The sequence below is a fragment of the Candidatus Nitrotoga sp. M5 genome (assembly GCF_927904885.1).
In the GTDB taxonomy this organism is placed as follows: domain Bacteria; phylum Pseudomonadota; class Gammaproteobacteria; order Burkholderiales; family Gallionellaceae; genus Nitrotoga.
On record NZ_CAKMNW010000001.1, the window covers coordinates 166,259 to 181,299 of the forward strand.

Annotated in this window: 11 protein-coding genes; 4 read left to right on the top strand and 7 right to left on the bottom strand. The window is 46.8% G+C overall.

Features of this window, described 5'->3' with window-relative positions:
- Window positions 1-843 precede the first annotated feature (843 nt).
- Together MJ770_RS00775 and mobA are read left to right on the top strand one after the other, a co-directional pair.
- Window positions 844-1,716, top strand: a complete 873-nt coding sequence (locus tag MJ770_RS00775) for an ankyrin repeat domain-containing protein (RefSeq protein WP_239249426.1) — start codon at window positions 844-846, stop codon at window positions 1,714-1,716.
- Window positions 1,717-2,035: 319 nt separating this feature from the next.
- Window positions 2,036-2,701 carry a molybdenum cofactor guanylyltransferase MobA gene (gene mobA, locus MJ770_RS00780; RefSeq protein WP_239249428.1) on the top strand — a complete coding sequence of 222 codons (666 nt, stop codon included), beginning with the start codon at window positions 2,036-2,038 and terminating at the stop codon, window positions 2,699-2,701.
- Window positions 2,702-2,864: 163 nt separating this feature from the next.
- Here the strand turns inward: mobA and motD are convergent, their stop codons facing one another.
- From motD to flhB, 7 genes are all read right to left on the bottom strand, one after another.
- Complete coding sequence (motD, locus tag MJ770_RS00785) at window positions 2,865-3,647, bottom strand: flagellar motor protein MotD (protein ID WP_239249430.1); 783 nt, start codon at window positions 3,645-3,647, stop codon at window positions 2,865-2,867.
- A 2-nt stretch (window positions 3,648-3,649) separates the two neighbouring features.
- Entirely contained in the window at window positions 3,650-4,390 is a 741-nt protein-coding gene (locus tag MJ770_RS00790; protein ID WP_239249432.1) for a flagellar motor protein, read from the bottom strand.
- Entirely contained in the window at window positions 4,390-5,100 is a 711-nt protein-coding gene (locus MJ770_RS00795) for an RNA polymerase sigma factor FliA (RefSeq protein WP_239249434.1), read from the bottom strand. Before MJ770_RS00795 ends, MJ770_RS00790 begins: the two co-directional genes overlap by 1 nt.
- Before the next feature lie 315 nt (window positions 5,101-5,415).
- Window positions 5,416-6,294, bottom strand: a complete 879-nt coding sequence (locus tag MJ770_RS00800) for a MinD/ParA family ATP-binding protein (protein WP_239249436.1) — start codon at window positions 6,292-6,294, stop codon at window positions 5,416-5,418.
- Entirely contained in the window at window positions 6,272-7,498 is a 1,227-nt protein-coding gene (flhF, locus tag MJ770_RS00805; RefSeq protein WP_239249438.1) for a flagellar biosynthesis protein FlhF, read from the bottom strand. The genes MJ770_RS00800 and flhF overlap by 23 nt, the downstream gene beginning before the upstream one ends.
- Window positions 7,495-9,576: a flagellar biosynthesis protein FlhA gene (gene flhA / locus MJ770_RS00810; protein WP_239249499.1), complete on the bottom strand. Its 2,082-nt coding sequence runs from the start codon at window positions 9,574-9,576 to the stop codon at window positions 7,495-7,497. Before flhA ends, flhF begins: the two co-directional genes overlap by 4 nt.
- Window positions 9,576-10,727, bottom strand: a complete 1,152-nt coding sequence (gene flhB, locus MJ770_RS00815; protein ID WP_239249440.1) for a flagellar biosynthesis protein FlhB — start codon at window positions 10,725-10,727, stop codon at window positions 9,576-9,578. Before flhB ends, flhA begins: the two co-directional genes overlap by 1 nt.
- 556 nt (window positions 10,728-11,283) lie before the next feature.
- Here flhB and recJ point away from each other — a divergent pair.
- Both recJ and MJ770_RS00825 read left to right on the top strand, forming a co-directional pair.
- Complete coding sequence (recJ, locus tag MJ770_RS00820) at window positions 11,284-12,978, top strand: single-stranded-DNA-specific exonuclease RecJ (RefSeq protein WP_239249442.1); 1,695 nt, start codon at window positions 11,284-11,286, stop codon at window positions 12,976-12,978.
- A gap of 562 nt (window positions 12,979-13,540) precedes the next feature.
- Window positions 13,541-14,803, top strand: a complete 1,263-nt coding sequence (locus tag MJ770_RS00825; protein WP_239249444.1) for an MgtC/SapB family protein — start codon at window positions 13,541-13,543, stop codon at window positions 14,801-14,803.
- Window positions 14,804-15,041: the final 238 nt, after the last annotated feature.

The window sequence follows — 15,041 nt, forward strand, 5'->3', positions numbered from 1 at the left end:
GATTTCGCTCAAGAATAACTCAGTTCAATATGTGTGAACATGCGGCAAATTGTCACACCTCATAGCAACACATTGATTTAAATTATCAATATTTATATATTCAACCCAACAAGGCTGTAATTGAGCACATACATATATTGGATAAACGCTCAAAATCAGTTGACCACTATATAGAACCCATTAGCTGTGGTTTTGAAGCCACATTAGCTTCATGCATTAAGCTGTTCTCAAACATCAAACATCTCACGCAGCCCTTGCCACCGGGGAAGCAATAGCCACGCTATTCATCAAGCACGCGCGTGCTACCATAAGCTCTTCTTGATGCTGAACCAGCATCAAGAAGACTCTTTAAATTGTGGAATTATATAAAGAGACTTATTATATATTTGGATACAGTTACTGACTGATATTGACTTAAAAAATCAGGATAGATGATAATAAAATTACTCCTAAAGCAAGGTATATGTTTAAGAGTTTCTTAACAAAGAATGGCTTTTCTAAAGCATTAACATTAAGCTTTTGATCAATAATTACAGATGCCAGGATGTTAAAGAATGCGTGCTCCAAAATTACGCTAAACGAGCTGCCCACTAGCAGCCTGACGTACTTAAAGTAAATCGGCGGCAAATTTAGCTGAGACGTATATGTTTCTCCGCTTTTGTGGCAATAAAATAACTATTACGCTGTAAAATCGTCAGGTGGGGTAAGCATGCATTTCGCCGTAAGGTGTAAGCTCGCAAAATTTATCCCTGCTCAGCTAATTTTCGCTATTATTTTTTTCGTTCTACAGGCTATTTGGCAGCGGCCATTGTTATTTAATAAAATTTCATCAGGAGGTTTTTCATGGCACTACTGCCGAAATTATTTGGGAAAAAATCAGAGAAGCCAAAAGTACCGACCGAACCTAAACCGTTTGCGGATGGTAAAGACGCCACTACTATAGAGAAATTGCGCAAGCAGCACATAGAAAACGCTGCTGAAGTATCACTAAAATTAGCAGATGAATCTAACCCTCTTCGTGGAAAAGAAAAAAAATATGAAATAGAGGGCGATGAAGGCGCAATTGCTGCAAAGATAGCAGCTAGCATTATTCCTTCTGAAAATAATAACGCTATCTTAGCGGTGCAAGATAATGACGCCCTGATGGTGGCGACATGGGACAATGACTTAGCGGGGATAGAGAGCTTAATCAAAGAGGGTGCAGATTTGAATTTTCGTGATTTTCTGGGTAAAGCGCCCTTGCATTATGTCTCTAGCTTAGACGCAGCTAAGCTGTTAATTGATGGTGGAGCTGACATTAACATGATGGATAATAACAATCGCACTCCACTGTTCGAGGTTGACGATCCTAATATCGCCATGTTTTTAATTGATAGCGGTGCTAGTGTTAATTTGAAAGATAAAGATAGTTTCACGCCTTTGCATTTATGGGTTAATCATCCAACAGTTGCCAAACATTTATTGGTTGCGGGTGCCAACCCAAATGTGCAGCTTTCACGAGGTGGTACATTGTCCAGAGGGGGGCTTTATAAGAAGGGGAATAGCACTTTACATTGCACAAATAATATAGCATCAGCCAAAATTTTAATTGAATATGGCGCAGATATCATGATTAAAAATAAATATGGGTTACTTGCTGAAGAGACGGCGACGGATGATACTAGAGAGGACGGTTTAGCAGATTATATTAAATCTATCCGTGTAAGTAAGGAATGAGGGAATAGCCGATGTTCCGTTTTTGAATGGGTGTTGGCGGAAGCAGTGCTAAATTTTTTAGTAAGACTGACCTACAGATTACGATGAAGTATGCCTGTCATCGCATCCAAAAATGGATAGTAGTTATTTCCACATTCCCAAATTGAACCAAAGTTATTATCAGGATACCCTCACCATTTCTCAGCGGGGCAATAGGTTTCTTTTTAAATTAAATCTTGCAATAGCAATTTGTAATGATTTGTCACTTCAACCGAATATCTTAAAACTTTAAAATATTACAGTTTATGCCATTAGCAATAATACGTAATAGGTTATGAGAATGTCTCAGGTGAAATTCGAGACGCCTCTAGAAGCGACACAGCCTGCAATAACCTCTGTAATTCTGGCAGGGGGTTTAGGCACGCGTATCGGCGGCGCGAAAGGCTTGCAGCCCTTGCATGGACGAGCGTTAATTGACTGGGTACTAGATTCTGTCAGCCGCCAAAGTGAAGAGATTTTTATTAATGCGAATGGTGTGCCAGATGCTTATATGTGCTTCGGCTATCCAGTCATTGCCGATGAGACACCGGATTGGCCAGGACCGCTTGCTGGATTGCAGTCCGCTCTGCGACTTGCACGTCATGATTGGGTTGCGAGTGTTCCTTGCGACACACCATTTCTGCCAGACGATTTGATTGCCCGATTATATAAAGCAGTTAGCTCAACAGTTACAATGGAAGCCTCCGTGGCAGTCGTTGCTGGTAAGCGACAACCTACTATTGCCCTCTATCGCAAGAACGTGCTTCCTAAACTTGATGCCTATCTGAACTCGGGTGGGCGTAAAGTAAATAGCTGGCTAGAAACCTTACATTTAAGCGAAGTAGTAATAGATGATGCAATTGCATTTACTAACATTAATACACTGGACGATTTGGCACATGCCAGTCAGATTTCAGACACCGTGAATACAAAAAATGCTGCTGAATCAGCAACGATCCTCAAATAAAAATTGATTCTGTAAGAAATATGTTAATAATTGCCTGGCCGGCAATGGGTTCACTGATGGGCGTGAGTGAAGCAGCTATACAAGTAACGTATAACGCCTACTGAGCATCATCGGTGGGAGCACCATTCTATAGATTCCAGCCTTCGTAAAACTGACGTGCGTACTATTCGATAGGAAGCGCTTTAGGTGCTTGCGTTGTTTGCTCTAATGTTGCTTCCTCTGATAGAGGCGATAATATCGTCACAGTAATTCGACGATTTCTCGCGCGGCCACCCGCCGTATCATTGGACATAACTGGATAGTTGGCGGCGGAGCCTATCGCTTTCAGGTACTTTGGCATTAACCCTTGCCCGATAAATAAGCGCACTACACTACTGGCACGTGCCGAAGACAACTCCCAATTGGATGGAAACAGCGGATTGGAGATGGGTATGTCATCAGTATGCCCTTCAACCTCAATGGCCAAATCAACTGGTTTTAATACCTTAGCCACAGCAATTAGCGTGTTTATTGCACCGCCTTGTAACGTTGCATCGCCTTCTTTGAATAGTGCGCTAGCGTTAATTTCGACCGCTACCCCACGATTAGTCTCCATCACACTGACCTGGCCATTTTTAACCAATGCATCCATGACTTGATTGATTTTTTTGGCGATGTCCTGCATGGCTTTCTGTCGTTGTTCCACTAACTTGGCATTTCTTCTGTCCACCAATGATTTTAGCAACCAGTCCGGCCTGCCGGCTGAATCACTTGCATCAGATTTGACTATTTGTTTACTAAATGCGGAAGTCAATGAAGCACTGAATATCTTATATTTATTTTCATTCACCGACGAAATTGCATACATCACTACGAAGAAGGCAAATAACAGCGTGATGAAATCGGCATATGAGATCAGCCAGCGATCATGGTTTTCATGCTCATGATGTCTGATCTGACGTGCCATGACTAAGGAATAAATCCCTGCAACTTGCTTTCGATGAAACTTGAACTTTCGCCGTTGGCAATGGCTGTCAGTCCATCAACCAAAATCTCACGCATCATAACCTGTTGCAGAATCAACATTTTCAATTTATTGGCCATGGGCAAAAATACTAGATTCGCAAGTCCCACTCCGTAAATAGTAGAAATAAACGCAACTGCAATACCTGCACCCAGCTTTGAAGGCTCTCCAAGACTCTGCATGACATGAATTAACCCAAGAACTGCGCCTAAAATGCCGATAGTTGGCGCATAACCTGCTGCGGATTCCCATACACGTGCAGACTGAAATCGCAATTGTTCATACGTATTATTATCTACCTCAAGTATTTCTCTAATTTTTTCCCCATTGTGGCCATCAACCAGCAGTTGAAGCCCTTTTTGTACAAATGAATCGTTGCTCTTGGCAATTTGCGGTTCCAATACGAGCATTCCATCCTTGCGTGCCTGTCTGCTCCAAGCGACAATCTGATTGATCAACTTCTGCGGGGATAGCTTTGGTGTAACGAACACCCAGCGGCCCATTTTGATACCCTCTACAAAAACATTTAGAGGGCTTTGCAGCATCACGGCACCCAGCGTACCGCCGAAAACTATGAGAAAAGCCGCGCCCTGAAAAAGGATGGATAGCTCACCCCCTTCAAGTAATTGCCCTCCTACAATTCCGCCCAGGCCAAACAATAGGCCGGCTAAGCTAAGCTTATCCATTAATGCCCTTTCAACGAGCTGCGCAAACGTGCTACCGCTTGGCTGTGCAACTGGCATACCCGCGATTCGCTAATGCCCATTACTTCACCGATTTCGCGCAAGTTCATATCCTGCTCATAATGCATGCCCATCAATTTGCTTTCACGTTCTGGCAAATTTCCGATTGCCTTGATCAACGCATCGCGGAAACGTTCATCTTGCAACACGTCGAGCGGATTAACATCGCTATCAAAATCATAGCGCTCGAAGAAGTCCTCTTCACCATCGCTTTGAAAATCTTCGTAATACACCAATTGCGCACCGCGCGACATAAACAACATATGCTGATATTCGGCCAGCGGTACGCCCAACTCTTTAGCAAGCTCTGTTTCACTTGGCGGTTTGCCTAGGCGTTGCTGTAGTTTGCAGATTGCCGTTTCAATTCGGCGCATATCGCGACGCAAGTTTCGCGGCATCCAATCAGCTTGGCGCAGTTCGTCTAGCATCGAACCTCGAATGCGCTGCGAGGCATAAGTTTCAAACTGCGCGCCGCGCAAATCATCATAGCGCCCAGCTGCCTCTAAAAGACCCATCATGCCAGCCTGTATGAGGTCGTCTACCATTATGCTGCTGGGCAATCGCAGCATTAAATGATATGCAATACGCTTTACAAGCGGCGCATATTCTTTGATGCACTGTTCCTTATCGTTGATTCCGCTGGCTGTGTACATAATATTTGTTATTGAGATTTACATTGATTATGAAGAGTGTCACTGATGGCAACCATCATTCTCGTTTCAATAAGCTCAAAACAGGCTGATTTTGATGAATCGGAAATCTAAAATTCACGATTCTTTTAAAAGTTCACGATCCCCTGTCTTTGCAGGGATTACTGAGTTAAATAAACATGGCGCGAGATGAAGTGTTAGCGACATATAATATATTGGATGAGAAGTTGCTGACAAATTTTATAAAACAAAGCCATCTCAACACATTCCTTTTGTTTATAGAAATACGCCTTATGCATTTAATAACTTGCGCGAGCCCTAATTCAGGGTGCTTACTTGCCGAATTAATCGTTGCATAAAATTGGGCAGACCTTCTGACTCTTCACTTTCTGTGGCGGGCAGCAACATCAGGTTGCGGCCCAGTTCACCAAATGCCAGCGTAGATTGTGCAGCCGGAAACACATCATGAACTGGGCGACCTAGTTGTGTTGCACGTTTAAGCTTTTCATCAAACGGAATATAACCTAGATATTCCACGCATACCTGCAAATGTTGGCGTGCTACCTTTGCCACGTTACCAAATATAAGGCGTGCCGCCTGCTCATTGCACGCCTTATTAACCACAATCCCAAAGTTCAGTCGCCCATCTTGCATGGCCATGCGCTTGATCAAGGCATAACTTTCAGTGATTGCAGAGGCAGTGGAGTTCATTACCAGCATTAGCGGCTGATCAGGTGCGAAGCTACCAGTAACATCTGAATTTCTACATGTCGTTGCATCCACCAATACAACATCAACATCGCAGGATACTTCCGCCAAACTTTCCAGTAAATGCTCACGCTCTTGCGCACACAATGTTGGCAGTGCTTGAATGGCACGTGCTACAGGTAGTATGCGTATATTTTGTGGTCCATCATGCAGCATAATTTCGCGCATCGATTTTCCGCGCCGTACAGCGTGCAACAAGTCATGATGCGATTTAAGCGCAAACATAGTACTTACATTGTCGTGCGACTGGCTCTCGTCCAGTATAAGTACATCTTTACCTGCGCGCGCCAAGGCAGTAGCCAGGTTTACAACTACACTGGTTGCCCCGAAGCCAGCGCGGGCAGCGGTCACTGTGATCACTCGAGTGGAAGCACGAACTATCAGACGGCGCAAGCCCTCTGCTTGATCAGTTACGCATTCTAGTTGCATATTCATCCCCAGTTAAAGGTGCTGCACCCACTCCTGCCATCAATGCAGGAAAATCCAGTTCATGTAAAGTAAATGGAGCTGTTTTTGTAGATTGTTTTAAGGCGCGATGCAACAGGTATTCCATGTTGACCTCGTGCAAATCTTCCGGCACCCGTTGCCCATTGGCAATGTAGTGCAATGTCAATTTGTGGCGCATTGCCACATCCAGCACTGTACCAACGGTTACCGCTTCATCTAGTTTAGTAGGTATGCAGCCGATTACCCCTGCACCGTTGTACATGCACGCCACATCATTCAGGGTATCGCCGCTACTGGTGGCGTTTAGTAACAACAGGCGCTGCACTCCAGTAGCATTGAACATTTCAGTTTGCGCTGCCATACGACTGTCGCGCTGGCCCATACCGATAGTATCAATCAGCACCAGATGTTTTTGCTTCAGGCCAGACAAAGTGAGACGTAAATCTTCGGTATCGCGCACTGTATGTACTGCCACACCAAGTATCTTGCCATAAATTCGCAATTGTTCATGCGCGCCAATTCTGTAGCTGTCGGTGGTGAGTAATGCCACTTTGTCTGCACCATAGCGAACCACAGCACGTGCCGCCAACTTGGCCGTGGTCGTGGTTTTTCCAACGCCGGTGGGGCCTATCAGTGCAACCACACCGCCACGCACAATTATGTCTTCTTGCTTCGTGGCGATACGCAAGTTGTTTCCCAGAACTTTACGCACCCATTCCATATTGGCTGCAGCTGGCATCTTGTCAATCATCTGGCGTGATAGGGATGCGCTAAATCCTGCATTCAGTAAATCGCGCAATATACGTGTGCGTTGCGGGTCGCGCTGCTGCCTATCCGACCACGATTGACAGTCCATCTGTTCCTGCATCATATTGCGCATGAACTTGATCTCATTGAGGATGCCCTGCTGTTCCAGTTGCATTGTAGATACTGGTGGCGTTACAGGCTCCGCCTTAACTGCGACAGGTGCGCGTTCCTGCTTAACGACCGCTGCCCGAACTGGCACGGGGGCCGCTTGCCTGGGCTCATGTGTCAACTTCGCAAACTCAGCACTAGCCAACGCCACAATCTCGACCCCACCGTCCACCATCCGGTTGGAAAGAATTACCGCATCAGCACCCATCTCAATGCGTATCAACCTCAATGCTTCACGCGAAGTTGTCGCCACAAATTTTTTCACGTTCATGCTCTCCCCCCTACCATTGAAGTTACCCTTACCGCCTTGAAGCCTGGTACCTCCTCATGCGAAATAACTTTGAGTTGTGGCAACGCACGCTTCAGAAACCGTGCCAGCAAATCGCGTAGCTGCCCCGGCACCAAAAGCACCGTGGGCAGCCCTAGTTGTTCTTGCAGCTGTGCAGCAGTCTGCGCCTCACGCAGAAGAGTGTCGGCCAATCCAGGTTCAATTGCCAAATTGCTACCGCCCGTCTGCATGGCTTGAATCAAGATATATTCCAGATCTTTGTCCATACCGATCACCTGCAATTCCTGTGCTGCGGGGTAGAACTGCTGCACGATGGCTGGACCAAGCGCGATGCGCACTAAGGCGGTAAGTTCGTGTGCGTCCTGTGTCTGAGCGGCACACTCCGCCAACGTTTCTAATATGGTACGCATATCACGGATATGCATTCCTTCGTCGAGCAAGTTCTGCATCACCTTCTGCACTGTAGAAAGCGGCAATAGTTTAGGGATAAGATCTTCGGTCAAATTGGGTGACAGCTTGTTCAAATGATCGAACAATTGTTGTAATTCCTGTCGACCCAGCAATTCAGCAGAATGGGTTTGGACGAGATGGCTTAGATGCGTGGCGATAACCGTGCTGGCATCAACCACCGTGTAGCCCATAGACTGTGCCTGTTCGCGCATCGTCGTGTCCACCCAGGTTGCGGGCAGGCCAAATGCTGGATCCTGCGTCGGCGTACCAGGTAACATACCGGTGACGTTGCCTGGATTAATTGCTAAGTGCATATTAGGAAACGCATCACCCGTGCCAATTTCAACTCCCTTCAGAGTAATGCGGTATGCATTTGGACGCAGGTCGAGATTGTCGCGAATATGTACTGCCGGCGGTAAGAAGCCGATGTCATGCGTAAATTTTTTGCGTATCCCCTTGATGCGACGCAATAGGTCTCCGTCCTGTGCTTTATCAACCAGCGCGATAAGACGGTACCCTACCTCCAGCCCCAGAATGTCTACTTGCGAAACATCTTCCCAACTAGCCTCATTCGATTCTGATGGCGGCGCCACCATACTTGCCGCTTCAGGTTCCTGCTCGACAGTTTTAGCGCGCATCATGATGAAATAAGCCAGGCCACCCATAGCAGCAGCCAGCAACAAGAAAGAGAAATGCGGCATGTTAGGAATCAGTCCCAGCATGCCAATGATGCCGGCAGTTAAAATCAGAACCTGCGGTTGGCTAAATAACTGCCCCACGATTTGTTGGCTTATATTTTCTTCAGTGGATACACGACTCACCATCATGCCGGCAGCGGTGGAAATAACAAGCGCCGGAATTTGCCCCACCAAACCATCGCCGATGGCCAGCAGGGTATAGTTGTTGGCGGCAGTAGCCAAGTCCAGGTTATGTTGGAATACACCAATGATTAATCCGCCAATAACATTGATAAAAATAATGACAATGCCCGCTATCGCATCGCCACGCACGAATTTGCTGGCGCCATCCATGGAGCCATAGAAATCCGCCTCTTGCGAAATAGTGGCACGCCGCCGCCTCGCCTCATCTTCGCCAATCAGCCCAGCATTCAGGTCGGCGTCAATCGCCATTTGCTTACCAGGCATTGCATCTAATGTGAAGCGTGCTCCAACTTCTGCAATACGACCTGCACCCTTGGTAATTACCACAAAATTAATCACCACCAAAATGATGAACACGACTATGCCTACAGCGTAATTGCCGCCTACCAGAAAATGACCAAACGCTTCAATTACCTTGCCAGCAGCTTCTGGTCCAGTATGGCCTTCCAGCAGCACCACTCGAGTAGAAGCCACATTGAGCGAAAGACGCAAAAGTGTGGTAATCAACAGGACGGTTGGAAATACAGCGAAATCCAGAATTTTGGCGGTATTCATACTTACCAGCAACACCATAACAGCCAGTGCAATATTGAAAGTAAACAAAATATCCAGCAGGACTGGCGGCAACGGCAGCACCATCATCGCCAGAATCATAATGATCAAAACAGGCCCACCCATGCTGCGCAAACCAATACGCTTGATAAAATTTTGTATGGTCAATAAATTCATCATATAGATCCTTCCTCATCAGATGCTGGATCAAGTTGTGGTGGTACTGGCAAGTCATGTGGAGCGTCCGGCATGGCACCACTACCTTGGCGATAACGGCGTAATTGATAAACATAGGCTAGTACTTCCGCTACGGCGTTATATAACGCTTCAGGAATGGCTTGCCCCAACTCGGTATGTTTGTGCAAGGCGCGCGCCAGTGGTGGTGCTTCAAGAATCGGCACATTATTTTCAATAGCTATTTCACGAATGCGTGCAGCAAGCAAATGGGAACCCTTGGCCACCACTACAGGTGCGCCCATTTTCTTTTCGCTGTAGCTCAATGCTACGGCATAGTGTGTAGGGTTAGTCACCACCACGTCGGCAGTTGGAATATTCGACATCATGCGGCGGCGCGCCATTTCGTGTTGCATGTTGCGAATGCGTCCCTTGACCTGTGGATCACCTTCTGATTCTTTGGCCTCTTTACGAACCTCTTCCTTGGTCATCTTCAATTTTTTATTATGTTCATATAGTTGAAATGGAACGTCCACTGACGCAATCAGAAACATGCCACCCATAATAGCGACGAAGCTCATCCACAACAGATAGCCTAGATGAGGTACGGCAGCAATTAACGGCTCAGCTGCCATCATCATCACCGAATCTTTGTTGTACCAGACAGCCCACGCACCTATGCCACCTACGACCAGAGATTTGGCGATAGCCTTACCAAGTTCGACCAGGCTATTAATCGAGAACATGCGGCCTATACCTGCGATGGGATTGAGTTTTGAAAATTTGGGTTGTAGTGGCTTCCAGCTAAATATCCAGCCACTAAGCAATATAGGTGATATCGCAGCAATAACGAGCAGAGACAGTAGAAAAGGCAGAAATGCCACTAGAATTTCTAACGACAGCGTGTACAGGCGTGGTAACAACAGATCGGCATTAAAAGCCAATGTTGAATCAAGGGTGAGGCCATCACGCAACAGCTTGGTTAGATGCGAAATTAACCCGGAACCCATCAACCATAGCCCAGCCCCTCCTGCAAACACCACAGAAAAAGTAGACAGCTCGCGCGAACGCGCTGCCTGACCTTCTTCGCGGGACTGATCCAGGCGCCGTTGTGTAGGTTGTTCCGTTTTTTCGAGATCGCTATCTTCTGCCATGACTTATTACTCCACTAACCATGTGATTATCATCAATCTGGAAAAATACAGCGCGACGAATAAAGCGAGTTTTACTATTTAGTTCACCCTCTAAATAAGTGGGAAAGTAAATATATACAACCGGCAATGGTAGAAATCGTATGTAATAAATGACACCTATTAATAATCAATTTTTGTCACAATACGGCGTTACTCGAAAAAAATAATCGAATACATATCAACATATACATGCCTTTCTGATTTTTTTATTCGTGCCTTGTCTTGCGTTGAAAATTGATTTTTTAGAAGTTCATTGTAGCAACGTAAGTGACTCACCTATTCTCTCGAGATTGCAGGGTCGACATGGTTATCGAAGATTTATCGACGAGCGCTGGAGACCCGGCAAGGTGGTGGAAAGGCCATTGACTGTTGCGTATAAGTTAACGAAATAGTAATAAGCCGTATCGAAAGCCTTAGAGGCTCTTCTATTTCATAGCCCCTCCACTCTCTTCACAAGCAAGGCGTGCATCCTGTCTCTGTTAAAATCATCTCACTCTGCCCCACATCCCTAAAACGTATGATACAAATAAGCCAACGCCCCTACCCTACCGATACGACACAACAGCTTATTGACACTGGCATCGCACCGCTTCTAGCACGTATTTACGCGGCGCGAGGTATTAGTAATGTTACGCAGTTAGATACCGGCCTAAAATATCTGCTGCCCTTCACACAACTTAAAAACGTACAAAAAATGGCATGTCTATTGGCTGATGCCATTGCCACAAAACGCAAGATGCTAATAGTGGCGGATTATGATGCCGACGGTGCGACTGCCTGTGCTGTGGGACTTCGAGGCCTACGTTTATTGGGTGCGCAAGTAGATTTCATCGTGCCGAACCGTTTCGAATATGGTTACGGCTTGACGCCGGAGATCGTGCGCTTGGCGGCGCAATCCACCCCCGACATATTGATCACTGTGGACAATGGCATTGCCAGCGTGGAAGGCGTGGCTGAGGCAAACCGATTGGGCATACAGGTGCTCGTCACCGACCACCATCTGCCCGGCGATACTTTGCCAGACGCACTTTGCATAGTTAATCCAAACCAACCAGGCTGCGATTTTCCTAGCAAAAACTTGGCGGGGGTTGGCGTCATATTCTATGTATTACTCGCACTACGCGCCGAACTGCGGGCTCGTGGAGCATACTCAGAGCAAGCAGAACCCAACCTAGGCAAACTACTCGATCTGGTTGCTTTGGGAACAGTTGCAGATGTTGTAAAGCTGGATGAAAACAATCGTATTCTGGTCCAGCAAGGACTGCAGCGCATCCGTGCCATGCGTGCTTGTTGCGGTATCAACGCATTGTTGCGGGTAGCCAGTAAAAATCATGCTCAGGCTTCCAGTTATGAACTGGGCTTTGTCGTGGGGCCACGCCTGAATGCAGCCGGACGACTGGAAGATATGAGTCTGGGTATCGCATGTTTGATCAGCGATGATGTTACTGAAGCAGACAAAATCGCGGCGCAACTCGATACACTAAACCATACACGACGCAATATAGAAGCTGACATGCAGCAAGCGGCGCTGGCGGCACTGGAACACATCACTCCGACGGACAGTTGCAGCCTTGCACTGTTCGACGAAACTTGGCACCAAGGTGTAATCGGCATCCTCGCTTCTCGACTAAAAGACCTTTACCATCGACCTGTCATCGCTTTCGCACGATCACTAAATGGCGAAATAAAAGGCTCTGGACGCAGCATTCAAGCTCTGCATCTACGCGATGCACTTGACCTTGTGTCCAAACGTCATCCGCATCTGCTACACAAATTCGGTGGTCATGCGATGGCGGCAGGCCTTAGTCTGCGCGAGGAAAATTTCGATGAATTTAAGGCCGCCTTTGAAGCCGTAGCACAAAGCTTGCTTTCCCCAGCCGATCTTACCAAAATTATTGAAACAGACGGTCAACTTGCACCATCTGAATTCACATTAAGCATTGCGCGCAGCCTGGAACAGCAAGTTTGGGGACAAGGTTTCCCGCAGCCATTCTTTGAAGGCGAGTTCATCGTAATAAGCCAGCGCATAGTTGGCGAAAAGCATCTGAAGTTAGAGCTGAAACTCTCACCGTCAAGTGCAGCATATGATGCCATTCACTTTTTTTGTGTTGACCACATGCCCGCCAATATTCGTGCGGTTTTTAATCTCGCTATCAATGAATACAATGGCAACGTTAATTTGCAGCTCATCCTACGACACTGGAAACAATAGATATCTAAATCCGTGAGAATTTGCTTACTTGAAAATTTTGTGTACTCAACAAAACCGAATAAGAAAAAACACAATCTTTTTACGGTGTTTTGCAATATTCGCTTGGACTTTACCGTAATGCTGTGAAACGAAAAGGTTATGCTGTGCAAAAAATCAATCCAGCAGACTCGCCTGCACACTTGGTTAGGTTGCGGAAGAGATGTGGTGCTGACTGAGTTGATCATCATTGACGTCAGTCTGGGCAAATTTTCCACCATCATTAATGATTGCCAGCTGTATTCTGGATGGGAAATGCACTCACACTTTATCGTTTGAGGGTGCCTCTAAAAATTCAATTTTGCGAGCAGTCGCTTCGCAGCTTGCCTACTTACCCCATTGCCAGACAAGTCAAGGCGCGAGTAAAAGTTTGAACGCAACATATATTTGATATGTAAGTGATCACTATTTTCGAGTAACGCGGTATTGTGACGAAAATTGGATTTCTAGAGGTGCCCTTGAGAGCTTTAGATTTGCAGTGCAGGTAATACACTCTTCGTTTAATTTATATCAAGGTGGTCATGCGATGAATCATCAAATTTGGCAAAGCAACGGTATTGAGGCCCTGCCACAGTTTCTAGCCAGCCTCGCCATTGGCCTGCTGATTGGCCTGGAACGTGAGCGCAAACCTTCAGCCAAAGCCGGTCTGAGAACCTTCGCGTTGGTTGCGCTGCTGGGTACTCTCACCGCCATGCTCTCCAGCAAAACTGGCTCCCCTTGGCTGTTGGTTACAGGCTTCTGCATCGTAGGCGTTATGATCATTGCTGCCTATCTCAGAAACCCCACCGAAGAAAACGATCCAGGCACCACCACGATTGCCGCTTTGCTGCTGTGTTACGTGCTTGGCGCATTAATCTGGTATGGACAAACTAAATTGGCCGTCATGCTAGCCATAGTCACCACGACCCTGCTTTACTTCAAACTCGAACTACACGGCATGACGCAACGCTTGGCGCGCCGCGACTTGCTTTCCATCCTGCAGTTTTTGGTACTAACCTTTGTCATCTTTCCTATCCTGCCAAACCAGAACTTCGGCCCTTATGGGGCATTCAATCCGCATCAGATATGGATGATGGTAGTGCTGATTTCCGGGCTAAGTCTAGCTGGCTATGTCGCATTGCACTGGACAGGGCAACGCTATGGCGCACCTCTGCTCGGCTTGCTAGGCGGACTGGCATCCAGTACCGCAACCACATTGGTTTACGCGCGCCACGGCAAAACCAGTGAAATCATGTCACGCCTGTCTGCAGTAGTTATCCTCCTTGCCAGCCAAGTCGTACTGTTGCGCTTAACCGTGATAAGTGCAGTAGTGTCGCCCAGCTTGCTCGTCAAACTATTGCCGGTTATGGGGCTCGGACTCATCTTCGGACTGGGCGCCACCCTGATCGACTGGCGCAAATTGCATACCTCTTCAAATTTACCTATGCCCGAAACTGCCAATCCGACCGAGATACCTACCGCTCTGGGCTTCGGCCTGCTCTACGCTGCAGTCCTTTTTTTCGCTGCCTGGCTTTCAGATATCGCCGGTAGCGGGGGGCTGTATGTAGTCGCCTTGATCTCCGGGCTCACCGATGTGGATGCCATCACGCTCTCCAGTCTGCATTTATTTGATTTAGATAAACTGAACGATGATCAGGCAGTAACAGCCATCGCCATCGCTTTCCTGTCCAACATGGCATTCAAGTTTGGGCTAGTGGTATTCTTCGGCGGCATGACCCTGGCAAAACAGGTCGCAGCAGGATTTTTCGCTATGGGTGCTGGTGTTGTACTTGGCCTTTTTATTCTTTAATTGGACTAACGTGTATATCAAAGCCCCATCCCCGATGATATAGCTTGCCATGTCCACTTCCTTCACTCACTCCGTCAATGAATCGCACGCAAGTTTCGCATTAGCCAGTTGGCTAGCTTGAACGACCACCAGCAGGTAATCGTCTACAGGGCACCTCTATAATCTCAGCCTTCGTCTCAATAGCACGTCACTCGAAAAAATTATCACTTACTTATCAAATCCATGCTGTGTTCAATTT

Coding starts and splice junctions, on each gene's coding strand:
- MJ770_RS00775 (WP_239249426.1), top strand. CDS start 844: ATGGCACTACTGCCGAAATTATTTGGGAAAAAATCAGAGAAGCCAAAA.
- mobA (WP_239249428.1), top strand. CDS start 2,036: ATGTCTCAGGTGAAATTCGAGACGCCTCTAGAAGCGACACAGCCTGCA.
- motD (WP_239249430.1), bottom strand. CDS start 3,647: ATGGCACGTCAGATCAGACATCATGAGCATGAAAACCATGATCGCTGG.
- MJ770_RS00790 (WP_239249432.1), bottom strand. CDS start 4,390: ATGGATAAGCTTAGCTTAGCCGGCCTATTGTTTGGCCTGGGCGGAATT.
- MJ770_RS00795 (WP_239249434.1), bottom strand. CDS start 5,100: ATGTACACAGCCAGCGGAATCAACGATAAGGAACAGTGCATCAAAGAA.
- MJ770_RS00800 (WP_239249436.1), bottom strand. CDS start 6,294: ATGCAACTAGAATGCGTAACTGATCAAGCAGAGGGCTTGCGCCGTCTG.
- flhF (WP_239249438.1), bottom strand. CDS start 7,498: ATGAACGTGAAAAAATTTGTGGCGACAACTTCGCGTGAAGCATTGAGG.
- flhA (WP_239249499.1), bottom strand. CDS start 9,576: ATGAATTTATTGACCATACAAAATTTTATCAAGCGTATTGGTTTGCGC.
- flhB (WP_239249440.1), bottom strand. CDS start 10,727: ATGGCAGAAGATAGCGATCTCGAAAAAACGGAACAACCTACACAACGG.
- recJ (WP_239249442.1), top strand. CDS start 11,284: ATGATACAAATAAGCCAACGCCCCTACCCTACCGATACGACACAACAG.
- MJ770_RS00825 (WP_239249444.1), top strand. CDS start 13,541: ATGAATCATCAAATTTGGCAAAGCAACGGTATTGAGGCCCTGCCACAG.